We start from the raw sequence: 14567 nt of genomic DNA on the forward strand, positions 1-14567 counted from the left end.
TTGTCGTTGGTTCGAGTCCAACAGGGGGAGTTTTTGGCTCCTTGGTCAAGCGGTTAAGACATCGCCCTTTCACGGCGGTAACACGGGTTCGATTCCCGTAGGAGTCACTTAAGCCACAGGATATGTTTTTGTGGTTACAATTAGATATGGCGCCATAGCCAAGTGGTAAGGCAAAGGTCTGCAACACCTCTATCACCAGTTCAAATCTGGTTGGCGCCTTTAAAGTATATCGAAAGTTTAAAGCTTTCGATATTTTTTATTGCGTAGAGTTATGTTCTATGTAATGAAAAATACTCGCATAATAAAGGAGAGCCCTAGGATAATCCCGGGACTCTCTTTCTTAGATTTAATCCAAGTATACTTGCCAAGAGGGCTTTTAAAATAGCTGTAGGAATAAATGGAAGCACACAAGCTGTGAGTGCAACCCAAACGGTACTGTGCATGATGATACAGAACATAACAACACCAAAAAGATAATTAATGCATGTTCCCAGAATCAGGCAAAAAGTAAAACAGCCTTTAAAACGATTTTTGTACTCAACGCCAAGTCCGATAATGAATGCCATAATTGGAAATGAGATGATAAAACCACCAGTTGGACCGACCAAAAGTTGATATCCACCGCTAAAGTTCGCGAATACGGGAACACCGACTGCTCCAAGCAGCACATAGATGAGAGAAGCTACTGCTCCTTTTTTAGAGCCGAGTATAATTCCGGCTAGTGTGATGGCAAAGGTTTGCATGGTCATTGGAACACCGAGAGGCATTGGAATGGATATTTGTGCCATAATAACGATGACGGCAGTAACTACACCAATCATACATAGATCCAGTGTTTTAAAGTTGGTTTTTTGCATATAAATTTCCTCCATAAGATTGTTGTAAATAAATACATTTTTAATTAAGTATACGTTATGCAAGATGAATTGTCAACTATATACAAATACTAGTTAACAATTAAAAGGTTGAAGAATTGTAGAGAAAGAGGTAAGATAAGTAGGTAAAATGAAAGAAAGAGGACGAAAGATGAGACAAAAGTTGAGAATTCGCTGGAAAGCATTAAAGATGGAAATAAAAGAACATAAAAGTTCTTTTGTGGTGTATATGGTACTTCGAGCATTGGTAATCCTGGTGATGATTCTACAGATTTTAAACAGGAATTACGAAGATGTATTTTACTGTGTATTGACTTTATTGCTGTTGATTGTTCCGAGCTTTCTCCAAGTAGAGTTAAAGATTGAACTTCCGACGACATTAGAGATTATTATTTTACTGTTTATATTTTCGGCAGAAATTTTGGGGGAGATCGGTGCATATTATACGCGGGTTCCCAACTGGGATACGATGCTTCATACTTTGAATGGATTTCTAGCAGCTGCAATTGGTTTTTCGTTAGTGGATATTCTCAATCGGGATGAGAGGGCAAAGTTCAATTTGTCACCGCTTTACATGGCAGTGGTAGCATTTTGTTTTTCAATGACAATTGGTGTGATGTGGGAATTTTTTGAGTGCGGTATGGATTTATTTTTCGGGATGGACACACAGAAGGATACGATTGTAAACAGTATCAATACAGTGATGCTTGATCCAACGGGCGGCAATCAAGTGATTCATATTGGCGATATTAACAGCGTGATAGTAAATGGAAAAGAGCTTGGACTTGGTGGTTATTTGGATATTGGGCTTTTGGATACAATGAAAGATCTATTTGTGAATTTTATCGGAGCGGTTGTATTTTCGATTATTGGTTTTCTTTATGTGAAAAAACGCGGAAAGGGGAAAATTGCAAACAGATTTATTCCGAAACCAAAGCAGGAAGAAGCAGATTTTTTGAAAATCCTGGAAGAATCAGAGGAGAAATAGTTAATATTGGCTATTTTTATGACACTGAATTTGACGCACTTCAGTGGGGGAATTAGTTTTGAAGCCTGTTTTAAAGATACAGTGAATTGGGAGTAACCTTTCACTGTGTCTTTTTGAAAAAATATTGACTGAGAATCAATATTTTGTTATAATTTTTTTGTTGTTAGAATACAATATATTAGAAAGAAAACATATGGCGCCATAGCCAAGTGGTAAGGCAAAGGTCTGCAACACCTCTATCACCAGTTCAAATCTGGTTGGCGCCTTGATTTCAAAGTATCGCAATCCTTGAAAATAAGAGGGTTGCGGTATTTTTTTGTTTTATGTAACGTTGCACAGTAATATTACTAATATAACACATCTTGCATTCATTTTATTAGAGTTCTTGTATTAAAATCCATTGACACAATCTAATTATGGTGATATTATCAAATAAATCGTATCCAATATCCAATATTCAAAATAAAAAAGGAGGTATATACTATGAGAATAGCAATCGGAAGTGATCCAAATGCTGAAAGTGCTAAAACTGAATTGATTAAACATATTGAAAAGGGAGGTTATGGAGAGGTCGTTGATTTTGGAAGTCCAGATCCTATTTATGCGAATACTGCCATACAGGTTGCAGAAAGTGTTGCAAAAGGAGAGTATGATAAAGGAATTTTAATTTGTGGCACGGGAATAGGGGTGTCTATAGCTGCTAATAAAGTACAAGGAGCATATGCAGCCCTAGTATCAGATGTTTATTCGGCAAAGAGAGCCTGTTTGAGCAACGATGCAAATATTATTTGCATGGGAGCATTTACAACAGGGAGCAAAGTAAGAGAAGAGATGGTAGATGTTTTTTTAACGCATAACTTTGTCCCTGGATGTTCTTCACAACCTAAAGTGGATGCATTTGTGGCATATGACATGAAGAGTAGTGGAAAAATGCATAAAAATTAGTGAAAAAAACTATGAAAATTATCGAATTGACAAAATATAGTTCTTGAAGTATTATAAAAACAAATAAATCGTATCCAATATCCAATATCCGAAAAGGAGGAGAAAGAATGAAGGAAAAGAAAAGTTTTTTCAGATTAATGCAAAAGATTCCCGGTGGTTTGATTATTGTACCTATGCTTGTAGGTGTTCTTGCTAATACATTCATACCAAGTGTATTAGAAATTGGCGGATTTACAACAGGTATGTTTAAAACTGGGACAAGTTGCTTACTGGGGATGTTTCTCATGCTGAACGGAGCATCAATCAATGTAAAGAAGATCGGACTTCCGCTTTACAAAGGATTTGTATTAACACTTATGAAATTTATATTAGGTGTTTCGTTAGGATTAATTGTTGCAAAACTATGTGGAAACGCGGGTTTGTTGGGCGTTACACCAATGGCAATCATAGCGGCAATCACAAATTCAGCAGGCGGATTGTATTTGGGACTTGCACAACAATATGGAGATGAGAGTGATGCGGGAGCTATTTCCATTTTGTCATTAAATGACGGACCATTTTTTACGATGATTGCAATGGGAACAGCAGGTATGGCATCAATTCCAGTTGAAGCATTTATTGCAACATTGATTCCATTAATTATAGGTATTGTGTGGGGAAATCTAGATGAGACATTCCGGGAATTGGCAGAGAAATCACTTCCAATCATTACATTTTTCATGATGATTCCAATTGGAGCAGGAATGAGTCTTGCCAGTTTGGCAGAAGGTGGATTTGCAGGAATTTTGCTTGCAATACTATCTGCAATGTCAGCATTTGTATTTTACTTTCTTTTTCAATTGTGTCTCCCAAAAAACAGACGAAATGCTATGGGAGCAGCAATTGGAACAACGGCGGCAAATGCAACAAGTGTACCAGCATCAGTTGCGGAGATGGATCCAGCTTGGCAACCATATGCAAGTACTGCAACAGCTCAGTGTGCGGTAGCAGCAATTATAACTGCTTTTACGGCGCCTATGATAACAGCATTTTTAGATAAGCGTATGAGAAAGAAAAAAATGGGAGTTTATTCAGAGGAAGCAGTTCGTGAACGAGAACTTGCGAAAGCAGAAAATAATTGTTAGAAATATTATAATTTTATTTAATCACAGAAAGCGGGGAATTTATTATGTCATTAACAATCAGACCACTTAATTCAGGTTATATTCCAACACGTCCATTGGAGTACTGGTATCATTTCTCATGTAAAAAATATGTAGAGAAAATGGGAATTACGAACGACTCAGATCAATTACCGGATTTTACATTTTTGATTGAAGGAGGCGATCAGCTTGTACTTGTCGATACAGGAATGTCATGGACGGAACATGCAGATAAGTATCATCATGGACCATCTTTACAGAGAGTTGGAATTGACGATATTGAATCTCGTCTAGCTCAGGTAGGTTACAAGCCATCGGACGTAGATATTGTTTTATTTACACATCTTCATTGGGATCATGTGTTCTATCTTGAAAAATTTACAAAAGCTCGTTTTATTTGTAACGAGGTAGAGTGGAATTATGCACACAATCCAATTCCTTTACATTATAAATCATATTGCAGACCGATTATTGCAAAAGATGGTGATGTAACATGTGGAAATGAATTTATCGCACCGTACGACCAGCCAGGAGTTTATGAACGTTTTGAGACAGTAAAAGGTGAAACAGAAATTGTTCCAGGAGTAAGTGTATATGAATCGTTTGGACATTGTCCAGGTCATATGACAGTAGTTGTTGAAACGGAAGAAGGTCCATATTTCTGTGTGGGTGACTCAGTATTTGTAATGGGGAATATTGATGCACCAAAGGAAATGCAAGATGAACTTCATTATGATATCTGCCCTCCAGGTCGTTATGTTGATATTGTGGCAGCATGGCAGACATTGCGTGATACTCTTCGCAGATGTAAAGAAGCAGGGGTGGATCCTCATAAACATTTGTTACTTGCACATGATGTAATTTTATCTGCCGCAGTGGAAAAGTATGAAAACGCTCATGCTAAGAAACTTCCGGTAATTGGTTTGAAAGAAAGTGATTTTGTATTTGATCAATATAAAACTGCAATTATTGATAAAGATGCAAAAAAAGCTGCGAAGAAGGCAGAAACAAAATATTTTAGTCAGAGCTAGTGAGTTGAATTGTGAAGATTTTCTATTTTAGAAATCTTCACAATATCTATATAGAGGAGAAATGGTGATAAAGATGAAAACAATAGCAATTATCGAAAGTTGTGATACAAAATTTAAAGAGGCAAAATTTATCAGTGACTTTATAAGAAATGAAGATTTGAATACTATTGTGATTAATACAGCTACGGGACCACAGCCTTCTTATAATTATGATATTTCAAGGGAGGAGATAGCGGAGGCATATGGAACTAGTTGGAAAGAAATGGAAGAAAAAACAAAAGGAGAAAAGATCGATTTTATGAAGGATGCAGTTGCAGCATATGTTGAAAAACTGTATCAGGAAAGAAAAATTGACGGAGTTATTTCGGTAGGAGGTTTACAAAATACCGTTATGGCAGCAAATGCTATGCAAAAGTTACCAATTGGATTTCCTAAGGTGATAGCAACAACTGTTGCAAGTGGGACTAGAAAGTTTGATTTAGTCGTAGGGGATAAAGATATCACGGTTATGCCTGCAATTTGTGATTTTACAGGACTTAATATTGTTACACGACAAGTAATTTCAAATGCGTGTGCATGTTGCGTGGGAATGGTAAAGTATGCAGGGAAAGTCTTAGAAAAGGGAGATAGACCGGTTGTAGCAGTTACGCTTATGGGGGTAACGAACAATGGAGCAGTTGCTGCGGTAGAAGAATTAGAACGATTGGGAATAGAAGTGATTGGGTTCCATGCAACAGGAGTTGGTGGAGCGACTATGGAAGAAATGGCATCGAACGGTCTGATAGACGGGATTTTAGATTTGACATTACATGAGTTGACAAGTGAGTATTTTGGTGGCGGATTTTCATATGGACCTAAAGCATGTATTCGGCTTGTGAAATCGGTAGATCAAAAAATCCCGTTGGTAATCAGCCTTGGAGGTTTAGACTTTGTTGATTTTGGTACAAATGAACTTCCAGATAGAATGGATGAAAGAAAATATATGCTACACAATGCCAATACAGCACATATCAAAATTTTACCTGAAGAAGCTGAAGCGTTGGGAAAAATTTTAGCGGAGAGACTGAGCAAGGTCACATATCCAGTAAAACTTTTGATTCCAACGAAGGGAATGCGTCATAATACATTAGTGGGACAAGAATTGTATTCACCAGAGAGTGATAATGTTTTAATCAAAACGATTATTGACAATGTAAATGATAATATTGAAGTAATTGTAATTCCACATAATTTGGATACTAAGGAATTTGGTATTAAAGCAGCACACTACATTATAGATGAGATGAAGATAAGAGGAAAGCTGCCGCAAGATTTTTTATATTAAGCAAGAAAAGGGGAAACAAAGATGGAAACAAAGGTATTGGAAATTGCAGAAAAGCTTGTTATTGCGAGTAAAAGAGCTTATAATAGAGGAATACAGACTGGTAGTGGTGGGAACGTAAGTGCAAGGATTCCAGGAACAGAGACAATGCTGGTAAAGGCAAGTGGAGGTTCGCTTGGGGATTGTACGCTGGAAGGATTTTTGATTACAGATTTTGATGGAAAATTGATTAAAGGAAATGGAAAACCGACCAGAGAAGCGTTACTACATGGATACATCTATAAAATGCGAGATGATGTGAATGCAGTGGTACATGTTCATTCACCTTATGCAATCAGTTGGTCCTCTACAAAGCAGGATTTACCTCTTGTAACCTGGCATACAAAGCTTAAGAGTCCAGCAGGATATCCAACGTTGGATGTACATGCTGCAATGGTTCGCCCTGAGGATATTCCGATGGTGGAAGAGATGTTTCAGAAGTCACCAGATATTTCAGCGTTTCTATTAGCAGATCATGGAGTGGTTGCGATGGGGAATGATGCGATTTCAGCAGAGCATACAGCAGAACTTGTAGAAGAGACAGCTCAGGTCGCCGTATTAGAGAAATTATTGGGGACGGTCGGTCTGTAAATATAGGAAAGTAGAAGAGTAATGTCAAAGATGAGTAACCGAGTGATGAATGAAAATGATTCGATTATAGTGCAGAGAGATCCTCTTCCAATACAAGTATTGAATAAATTAATGGATTGGATTATGGATGGCAAATTGACAATGGGAGAGAAACTTAATACAGAAGAACTTGCTAGGCAATTGGGAGTAAGCAGAATGCCTATTAGAGAGGCTTTAAAAAGTTTGGAGAAGATGGGACTTGCAGAGTCGGTTCCTTATGTTGGGATGCGTTTGGTATCTTTGACTCAGGAGGATATTTTAGAGATTTATCAGATGAGACAACTTTTAGAACCTCTTGCAGCTGGCAAAGCCTGTGAGAAAATTACTGAAGCAAAGATTCATGAGTTAGAGAAAATTCATGAAGAATATATTCGGATTGTAAGCGAGCCAGAGTTGAATGCTAAGAAACTATATCTTCAGAATCGTGAATTTCATTTTGCCATTTATTCTATAAGTGGAATGGAGCGAGTTTGTTCGGTAATAGAGTCTCTTTGGAATACATTATCATTTTTCAAATTGATATATGGTCGTGACGTTCTTAAGAATATGGATGGAGTGTCCAAAATGATTGAAGAACATCAAAGTTACATAGATGCTTTGAAAGAGAAGGATAAGGAATTGCTTCAAAAAAGGTTATATGATAGTTTGGAAGACCGAATTGAAGGAATAGCTCAGAAGAGCGATTTTTATATGGTATAAGGGAGAAGATATGAAAGTTGACAAAATAACAAATGCTCAAGAATTTTTTAAAGTGGTTGATAGCTGCGTTGGACGTGTAGAGCTTTTGACTGGTGAAGGGGATCGCTTGAATCTTAAGTCAAAACTTTGCCAATATTTGTCTGTATCACAGATTTTTTCTAGAAGTGAAGAATTGCATTTAGAGATTGTTGCAAGTGAAGAGGCAGATTTGCAGAAACTTTATAAGTACTTTATGGAATATGAAAAATAAAATAGTCTTGACGGATATAGTCAGAAATGATACTATAGTCAATGGAACAAATTAAATAATGCGAACTTTCTCTTATTCAGAGTGGTGGAGGTAAAAGGATCTATGAAGCCACGGCAACCCCGGGAACGGAAGGTGCCAACCTGAGCGAGTAATCGAACAATAAGAGGATTGGTTTATGAGAATATAAAACAGTCCGATTTTGTCGGGCTGTTTTTACTTAATTAGGAAAGATGTAGGACAATCCTTAAAGAGAGAAAGAAATAAAGAAAGGAAAGAACGAATGGAAAGATTATTATTTACATCAGAATCAGTAACAGAAGGACATCCGGATAAGATTTGTGACCAGATTTCAGATGCAGTCTTAGACGCACTGTTAGAGCAGGATCCGATGAGTCGTGTAGCTTGTGAGACAGCAATTACAACAGGTCTTGTGTTGGTTATGGGAGAGATCACAACAAATGCATATGTAGATATTCAAAAATTAGTAAGAGAGACAATCGATGAGATTGGATACAACAGAGCAAAATACGGGTTTGATGCACATACATGTGGTGTGGTAACTGCAATTGACGAGCAGTCGGCTGATATTGCACTTGGTGTAGACAAGGCTTTGGAAGCAAAAGAAAATAAGATGTCAGATGAAGAAATTGAGGCAATCGGTGCCGGAGATCAGGGAATGATGTTTGGATATGCATCCAATGAGACAGAGGAATTTATGCCATATCCGATCGCATTGGCACACAAGCTTGCACTGAGACTTACAAAAGTGCGTAAAGACGGAACACTTTCCTATCTTCGCCCGGACGGAAAGACACAGGTAACAGTGGAATATGATGAAAATGGTGTTCCTGCCAGACTGGATGCAGTTGTGTTATCGACACAGCATGATCCGGAGGTGACACAGGAGCAGATTCACACAGACGTGAAAAAATATATTTTTGATGAGATTTTACCTGCAGAGATGGTAGATGAGAATACAAAATTCTTTATCAATCCAACAGGGCGTTTTGTAATCGGTGGACCAAACGGAGACAGCGGTGTCACAGGACGTAAGATTATTGTTGACACATACGGCGGAATGGCTCGTCATGGTGGCGGAGCATTCTCTGGAAAAGACTGCACAAAAGTGGATCGTTCTGCGGCATATGCGGCACGTTATGTGGCAAAGAATATTGTTGCAGCAGGTTTGGCAGACAAGTGTGAAATTCAGCTGTCATACGCAATCGGTGTGGCTCAGCCGACATCAATTATGATTGATACATTTGGAACAGGAAAACTTTCTGAAGACAAATTAGTAGATATCGTAAGAGAGAACTTTGATTTAAGACCGGCTGGTATTATCAAGATGCTAGATCTTCGCCGTCCGATTTACAAGCAGACAGCAGCTTACGGGCATTTTGGACGTCATGATTTAGATTTACCTTGGGAAAAATTAGATAAAGTAGAGACTTTGAAAGCTTACTTGTAGAAAGATTTCAAAAAATAAGAAAAAATCAGATGCAAATTCTTAAAAATGAGTATGCATCTGATTTTTATGTATAAATTTACAAAAAATTTATAAATATTTACCTGCTCTTTGGTGTATTACATTTTGTCACATGGTATAATACTACTAATTGTAGAAAAGGATGTGTGTTTATTGAAGTTAAAAACAAGATTGGTGATAGCATTTTTAATCATTATAGTATTGCCGATGGGATTGTCTGTTGCTGTCATTACCGGTTTCAGTCAGTATCAGATATCGATGATTGAGAAGAATTATAATATTACAGGAACGACATATAAGAGTTTTTCGAATCCGGTTAATATGTTAAATAAAGTCACGTCAGCAACATTTCACAAGTTAGTGAAAACGGCAAGGACAACGCCGGAGACATTGACGGATATCACATATTTGGAAAAAATCAATGAAGAACTGACAAAGAAAAATTCTTATCTGGTTGTAAGGCGCGATGACAAAGTGGTCTATATAGGAGCAGAGGCAGAGACGGAGCTTTTAGAAGAGCTTCCGGCATATGGAGACTATGATTCATCTTCGGAGAGCGGGGTCTATCTTGGAGGTGACCTTCAGGTTCTTGTAAAGCAGATTGATTTTGAGTATCAGGATGGGGCACAGGGAAGTGCTTTTATCGTGACGGATGTGAGTGATTCTATGCCTGAAGTGAAGCAATTTATAACAGATATGGTGATTGCAGTTGTATTTATCCTGATGTTCACAGCATTGCTTTTGATTCTTTGGATTTATCGTGGAATTGTGACACCGCTTGGGAGAATGAAGATTGCCACGCAAAATATCAAGGATGGCAATTTGGACTTTGAGTTGGAGATTGAGGCGGATGACGAGATTGGACAGCTTTGCCGTGATTTTGAGGAGATGAGAAAACGTCTGAAAGATACGGCGGAAGAAAAAGTAGAGTATGACAGAAAAAGTAAGGAACTTATCAGCAATATTTCCCATGATTTAAAGACTCCGATTACAGCGATTAAAGGTTATGTAGAAGGAATCATGGACGGTGTGGCAGATACGCCGGAAAAGATGGAGCGCTATATTAAAACGATTTATAACAAGGCAAATGAGATGGATCTTTTGATCAATGAGCTGACGCTGTACTCAAAGATCGACTCTAACCGTATACCTTACAATTTCAGCACAGTTCTTGTAAACGAATATTTTGACGATTGTGCAGAAGATCTGGCTATGGAACTGGAGGCAAGGGGGATTGAGTTTGGCTATTTTAATTACGTGGAAAGTGATGTAAAGATCATTGCGGATGTGGAGCAGTTAAAACGTGTCATTAATAATATTGTATCCAATTCAGAAAAATATATGGATAAAGAACATGGAAAGATCAATCTACGCGTGAAAGATGTGGGAGATTTTGTTCAGATTGAGTTGGAAGATAGCGGAAAAGGAATTGGGGCAAAAGAGCTGCCGCATATTTTTGATCGGTTTTATCGGACAGATGCATCGAGAAATTCTTCTAAGGGAGGAAGTGGAATCGGTCTTTCGATTGTGAAAAAAATTGTGGAAGAGCATGACGGAAAAATCTGGGCTACGAGTAAGGAAGGCACCGGAACCGTAATGTACTTTGTTATTAGAAAATATCAGGAGGTACCAGTAAATGAGTAAAATATTGATTGTAGAAGATGAGGAGGCAATTGCTGACTTAGAAAAAGATTATTTAGAGTTGAGTGGTTTTGAAGTTGAGGTTGCAAATGATGGAGAGACAGGTTTAAAAAAAGCATTGGAAAATGATTATGATCTGTTTATTTTGGATTTGATGCTTCCAGGAGTAGATGGATTTGAGATCTGCAGACAGGTTCGAGATGAAAAAAATACGCCGATTATTATGGTTTCAGCAAAAAAAGATGACATTGACAAAATCAGAGGACTTGGACTTGGAGCAGATGATTATATTACAAAGCCGTTTAGCCCAAGTGAGCTGGTTGCTCGTGTGAAGGCACATATGGCACGTTACGATCGACTAGTTGGAAGCGCAGTAGAAGAAAATAAGGTGATCGACATTCGTGGACTGAAGATTGATACGACGGCGAGACGTGTGTGGGTGAATGGTGAGGAGAAGCCTTTTACGACAAAAGAATTTGATCTGCTTACATTTTTGGCTTCACACCCAAATCATGTATATACAAAAGATGAATTATTCAGCGAGATATGGGACATGGAATCGATTGGAGACATTGCAACAGTTACGGTTCACATTAAAAAGATCCGTGAAAAGATAGAATTTGATACGTCGAAACCACAGTATATCGAGACTATATGGGGCGTTGGATATCGATTTAAAGTATAATTAAGAAGGGAACGCTATGGAATATTCATCGCTTAAAAAAATCAGGTTCAGCACGATGCAGTTATTGGCAATGGGATTTATCGGGACCATTTTCCTTGGCGGGATTTTATTAACATTGCCAATTTCTAATACACAGCCGATTCGCTTTATAGATGCGCTTTTTACGGCAACAAGCGCAGTCTGTGTAACCGGACTTGTAACAGTTGTGCCAGCGGTACAGTTTACGGTATTTGGAAAAGTCATTCTTTTGATTTTGATTCAAATCGGTGGATTGGGTGTAATCGCGTGTGTGACTGGTTTTTTTATTATCTTAAAAAGAAAAATCACAGTGCGGGAGCGGGTGATTATTCAGGAGAGCTATAATCTGAATACACTGTCCGGAATTGTGGCGTTTGTACTAAAGATTATCAAAGGTACTTTTTTAGTAGAAGGAATCGGTGCGCTTCTTTTTGCAGTTGTGTTTGTACCTGAATTTGGGGCGCTGAAGGGGATTGCGTATGCAATATTTCATTCTGTCTCGGCGTTTTGTAATGCAGGAATTGATATTTTAGGAGATGGAAGCTTTACGCAGTATGTTCGTAATCCGGTTATCAATCTGACGACAATGATGTTGATTATAGCCGGAGGAATCGGTTTTACAGTATGGAATGACCTGATTGGAAATTTTAAGAAAGTAAAAGCGAAAAAACTTGTGTGGAGTAAATTTTTTACCAGATTATCTCTTCATTCGAAATTGGCGATAACGATGACGGTTTTGCTGATTATAACAGGAACCGTGTTTGTGTTTGCACTGGAATATAATAATGCAAAGACGATAGGGAATCTAACATTCGGAGAAAAGATCATGGCATCGGCATTTCATTCGGTATCCACGAGGACAGCGGGATTTGCAACGGTAAGTCAGGATGGATTGACGGCAGGAAGTAAGTTCTTGTCGTGTATTTTAATGTTCATTGGAGGCTCTCCGGCAGGAACAGCCGGCGGTATCAAGACTACGACTGCGGCAATGCTCATTTTGACATGTATGACGGTTGTCTATGGGAGACGTGATACAGAGTGTTTTGGCAGAAGAATTCCGGTGGAGAATTTTAGAACTGGCTTTGCGGTAGTAATGCTTGCACTTTTGTTTCTGACGGCAGGAGTGACAATGCTTACGATATTTGAACCGCGAACGGATTTCTTGGATCTGTTATATGAGGCAGTATCAGCAATCGGTACAGTGGGGCTTTCGGCAAATCTTACACCAAGTCTTGGATTTGGAAGTAAACTTGTGGTGATGGGTTTAATGTATGTGGGACGTATCGGTCCGATTACAATTGCATTGGTATTTGGGGGAAAGAAAAACCCGAAAGAGTTCACAAGAGAATTACCGGAAAAGAGAATCATGGTTGGATAGGAGCAAAATATGAGAAAACAATATGCAGTATTTGGTTTGGGAAATTTTGGGAAGCATCTTGCGCTCGGATTGGAAAATCTGGGATGTGAAGTGATTGTGGTGGACAATTCCATGGAAAAAATTCAGGAAATCGCAGACAAGGTATCATATGCAATGTGCGCCAATATTGAGGATCCGGAAGTGATAAAATCACTGGGAGCAAGAAATTTGGATGGCGCAGTGATTGCAATCTCTGAAAACTTTGGAACAAGTATTATGGCTACGATCATGGCAAAGGAGATTGGAATACCATATGTACTTGCAAAAGCACAGAGCAGTCTTCATGCGACCGTATTAAAAAAAGTGGGAGCAGATGCTGTCGTCCATCCGGAAAAGGAGATGGGACGCCGTATTGCAAGAACGATGGTGTCAGGTAATTTTGCTGACTGGATAGAGCTGTCGCCGGATTACAGTCTTGTGGAAACAGAAATTCCGGATGAATGGGTTGGGAAAAGGCTTGTTGACCTTCAAATTCGTGAAAAATACGGAATTAATGTAGTAGGAACTATTGAAAATGGTGTTGTAGATGTTACAATTAATCCGCAGCGGCCATTTCATAAAAATTTAATTGTGATATTGATCGGTTCGAATGAAGCATTACAAAAGTTGAAAAAGGAATAGGGAATATGATTACAAGTACAAGCAATCCGCAAGTAAAAAATTTATTGCAGTTACAAAAGAAAAGTAAGGTGAGAAATGAGGAACAGGTATTTATTGTAGAAGGACTTCGGATGTTCATGGAAGTGCCGCAAGACCAAGTAAAAAAAGTATATGTTTCTGAATCACTTTATAATAAGAAGAAAGAAGAATTACATTTGGAGAGATTCCCAGTGGAAGTGTTAGCGGACAAGGTATTTCAACATGTGTCTGACACAAAGACACCGCAGGGGATATTATGTGTTGTAAAGCAGCTAAAATACGAGATAGAGGATCTGATTTCTAAGGAAAATCCGCACTTTATCGTGCTGGATAACCTACAGGATCCAGGAAATTTAGGGACGATTGTCAGGACAGCGGAAGGAGCCGGAGTGACGGCCGTTTTTATGAGCAGTGACTGTGTGGATATTTATAATCCGAAGACAATTCGCTCTACAATGGGATCGATTTATCGTGTGCCGTTTGTGTATGTGGATAATCTATTAGCGCTTTTGGATAAATTTCAAAAGAAAAAGGTAACAACTTATGCGGCGCATCTTAAGGGAAAAAATACTTATGACAAGGAGAATTATCAGTCAGGGACAGCAATTCTCATTGGAAATGAGGGAAATGGACTGAGAGACGAAGTGGCAGAAAAAGCGGATGTCTGGGTTCAGATTCCGATGCAGGGAAAAGTAGAATCGCTCAATGCGGCAATTGCCGCATCAATATTGATGTTTGAGGTTTATCGCCAAAGGCGATAA

15 protein-coding genes, 3 tRNA genes and 1 riboswitch are annotated in these 14567 nt (G+C 38.4%); of the genes, 17 read left to right on the forward strand and 1 reads right to left on the reverse strand.

Going from position 1 to position 14567, the window contains the following annotated elements:
• Positions 1 to 35: 35 nt before the first annotated feature.
• Both ACTQXY_RS11400 and ACTQXY_RS11405 read left to right on the forward strand, forming a co-directional pair.
• Positions 36 to 107 (forward strand) — tRNA-Glu (locus ACTQXY_RS11400).
• A 41-nt stretch (positions 108 to 148) separates the two neighbouring features.
• Positions 149 to 219 (forward strand) — tRNA-Cys (locus ACTQXY_RS11405).
• Positions 220 to 314: 95 nt separating this feature from the next.
• On the opposite strand, the gene ACTQXY_RS11410 is transcribed toward ACTQXY_RS11405, so the two are convergent.
• Entirely contained in the window at positions 315 to 857 is a 543-nt protein-coding gene (locus tag ACTQXY_RS11410; RefSeq protein WP_441659548.1) for a biotin transporter BioY, read from the reverse strand.
• A gap of 169 nt (positions 858 to 1026) precedes the next feature.
• Between ACTQXY_RS11410 and ACTQXY_RS11415 the strand changes: the two genes are divergently transcribed.
• From ACTQXY_RS11415 to rlmB, 15 genes are all read left to right on the forward strand, one after another.
• Complete coding sequence (locus ACTQXY_RS11415) at positions 1027 to 1863, forward strand: DUF2238 domain-containing protein (protein ID WP_441659549.1); 837 nt, start codon at positions 1027 to 1029, stop codon at positions 1861 to 1863.
• Positions 1864 to 2058: 195 nt separating this feature from the next.
• A tRNA-Cys gene (locus ACTQXY_RS11420) sits at positions 2059 to 2129 on the forward strand.
• Positions 2130 to 2346: 217 nt separating this feature from the next.
• Positions 2347 to 2808, forward strand: a complete 462-nt coding sequence (locus ACTQXY_RS11425; protein WP_441659550.1) for an RpiB/LacA/LacB family sugar-phosphate isomerase — start codon at positions 2347 to 2349, stop codon at positions 2806 to 2808.
• 107 nt (positions 2809 to 2915) lie between these two features.
• The gene (locus tag ACTQXY_RS11430) at positions 2916 to 3932 is read left to right on the forward strand and encodes a 2-keto-3-deoxygluconate permease (RefSeq protein WP_441659551.1); all 1017 of its coding nucleotides are present in this window, start codon (positions 2916 to 2918) and stop codon (positions 3930 to 3932) included.
• 44 nt (positions 3933 to 3976) lie between these two features.
• Entirely contained in the window at positions 3977 to 4981 is a 1005-nt protein-coding gene (locus tag ACTQXY_RS11435; RefSeq protein ID WP_441659552.1) for an MBL fold metallo-hydrolase, read from the forward strand.
• A 73-nt stretch (positions 4982 to 5054) separates the two neighbouring features.
• Positions 5055 to 6305 carry a Tm-1-like ATP-binding domain-containing protein gene (locus tag ACTQXY_RS11440; protein WP_441659553.1) on the forward strand — a complete coding sequence of 417 codons (1251 nt, stop codon included), beginning with the start codon at positions 5055 to 5057 and terminating at the stop codon, positions 6303 to 6305.
• A gap of 21 nt (positions 6306 to 6326) precedes the next feature.
• Positions 6327 to 6932 (forward strand): class II aldolase/adducin family protein, encoded by a 606-nt coding sequence (locus tag ACTQXY_RS11445; RefSeq protein ID WP_441659554.1) that lies wholly within the window; start codon positions 6327 to 6329, stop codon positions 6930 to 6932.
• 30 nt (positions 6933 to 6962) lie between these two features.
• On the forward strand, positions 6963 to 7670 hold the full coding sequence (locus tag ACTQXY_RS11450; RefSeq protein WP_441659555.1) for an FCD domain-containing protein: 708 nt from the start codon (positions 6963 to 6965) through the stop codon (positions 7668 to 7670).
• A gap of 10 nt (positions 7671 to 7680) precedes the next feature.
• The gene (locus tag ACTQXY_RS11455) at positions 7681 to 7920 is read left to right on the forward strand and encodes a polya polymerase (protein WP_441659556.1); all 240 of its coding nucleotides are present in this window, start codon (positions 7681 to 7683) and stop codon (positions 7918 to 7920) included.
• Positions 7921 to 7989: 69 nt separating this feature from the next.
• Positions 7990 to 8086, forward strand: a riboswitch (SAM riboswitch).
• Between the two features lie 114 nt (positions 8087 to 8200).
• The gene (gene metK, locus ACTQXY_RS11460; RefSeq protein WP_441659557.1) at positions 8201 to 9388 is read left to right on the forward strand and encodes a methionine adenosyltransferase; all 1188 of its coding nucleotides are present in this window, start codon (positions 8201 to 8203) and stop codon (positions 9386 to 9388) included.
• 171 nt (positions 9389 to 9559) lie between these two features.
• The gene (locus ACTQXY_RS11465) at positions 9560 to 11050 is read left to right on the forward strand and encodes an ATP-binding protein (RefSeq protein ID WP_441659558.1); all 1491 of its coding nucleotides are present in this window, start codon (positions 9560 to 9562) and stop codon (positions 11048 to 11050) included.
• Positions 11043 to 11732: a response regulator transcription factor gene (locus ACTQXY_RS11470; protein WP_441659559.1), complete on the forward strand. Its 690-nt coding sequence runs from the start codon at positions 11043 to 11045 to the stop codon at positions 11730 to 11732. Before ACTQXY_RS11465 ends, ACTQXY_RS11470 begins: the two co-directional genes overlap by 8 nt.
• A gap of 16 nt (positions 11733 to 11748) precedes the next feature.
• The gene (locus ACTQXY_RS11475) at positions 11749 to 13128 is read left to right on the forward strand and encodes a potassium transporter TrkG (protein ID WP_441659560.1); all 1380 of its coding nucleotides are present in this window, start codon (positions 11749 to 11751) and stop codon (positions 13126 to 13128) included.
• 9 nt (positions 13129 to 13137) lie between these two features.
• Positions 13138 to 13788 (forward strand): NAD-binding protein, encoded by a 651-nt coding sequence (locus ACTQXY_RS11480; RefSeq protein WP_441659561.1) that lies wholly within the window; start codon positions 13138 to 13140, stop codon positions 13786 to 13788.
• Positions 13789 to 13793: 5 nt separating this feature from the next.
• Positions 13794 to 14567 (forward strand): 23S rRNA (guanosine(2251)-2'-O)-methyltransferase RlmB, encoded by a 774-nt coding sequence (gene rlmB / locus ACTQXY_RS11485; RefSeq protein ID WP_441659562.1) that lies wholly within the window; start codon positions 13794 to 13796, stop codon positions 14565 to 14567.

The sequence above is a fragment of the Faecalimonas sp. LCP19S3_D12 genome (genome assembly GCF_052121495.1).
Classification (GTDB): Bacteria; Bacillota; Clostridia; order Lachnospirales; family Lachnospiraceae; genus Faecalimonas.

Bases quoted from the DNA above. Each gene is read 5' to 3' on its own strand.
- ACTQXY_RS11410 (WP_441659548.1), bottom strand. From the start codon at position 857: ATGCAAAAAACCAACTTTAAAACACTGGATCTATGTATGATTGGTGTA.
- ACTQXY_RS11415 (WP_441659549.1), top strand. From the start codon at position 1,027: ATGAGACAAAAGTTGAGAATTCGCTGGAAAGCATTAAAGATGGAAATA.
- ACTQXY_RS11425 (WP_441659550.1), top strand. From the start codon at position 2,347: ATGAGAATAGCAATCGGAAGTGATCCAAATGCTGAAAGTGCTAAAACT.
- ACTQXY_RS11430 (WP_441659551.1), top strand. From the start codon at position 2,916: ATGAAGGAAAAGAAAAGTTTTTTCAGATTAATGCAAAAGATTCCCGGT.
- ACTQXY_RS11435 (WP_441659552.1), top strand. From the start codon at position 3,977: ATGTCATTAACAATCAGACCACTTAATTCAGGTTATATTCCAACACGT.
- ACTQXY_RS11440 (WP_441659553.1), top strand. From the start codon at position 5,055: ATGAAAACAATAGCAATTATCGAAAGTTGTGATACAAAATTTAAAGAG.
- ACTQXY_RS11445 (WP_441659554.1), top strand. From the start codon at position 6,327: ATGGAAACAAAGGTATTGGAAATTGCAGAAAAGCTTGTTATTGCGAGT.
- ACTQXY_RS11450 (WP_441659555.1), top strand. From the start codon at position 6,963: ATGAGTAACCGAGTGATGAATGAAAATGATTCGATTATAGTGCAGAGA.
- ACTQXY_RS11455 (WP_441659556.1), top strand. From the start codon at position 7,681: ATGAAAGTTGACAAAATAACAAATGCTCAAGAATTTTTTAAAGTGGTT.
- metK (WP_441659557.1), top strand. From the start codon at position 8,201: ATGGAAAGATTATTATTTACATCAGAATCAGTAACAGAAGGACATCCG.
- ACTQXY_RS11470 (WP_441659559.1), top strand. From the start codon at position 11,043: ATGAGTAAAATATTGATTGTAGAAGATGAGGAGGCAATTGCTGACTTA.
- ACTQXY_RS11475 (WP_441659560.1), top strand. From the start codon at position 11,749: ATGGAATATTCATCGCTTAAAAAAATCAGGTTCAGCACGATGCAGTTA.
- ACTQXY_RS11480 (WP_441659561.1), top strand. From the start codon at position 13,138: ATGAGAAAACAATATGCAGTATTTGGTTTGGGAAATTTTGGGAAGCAT.
- rlmB (WP_441659562.1), top strand. From the start codon at position 13,794: ATGATTACAAGTACAAGCAATCCGCAAGTAAAAAATTTATTGCAGTTA.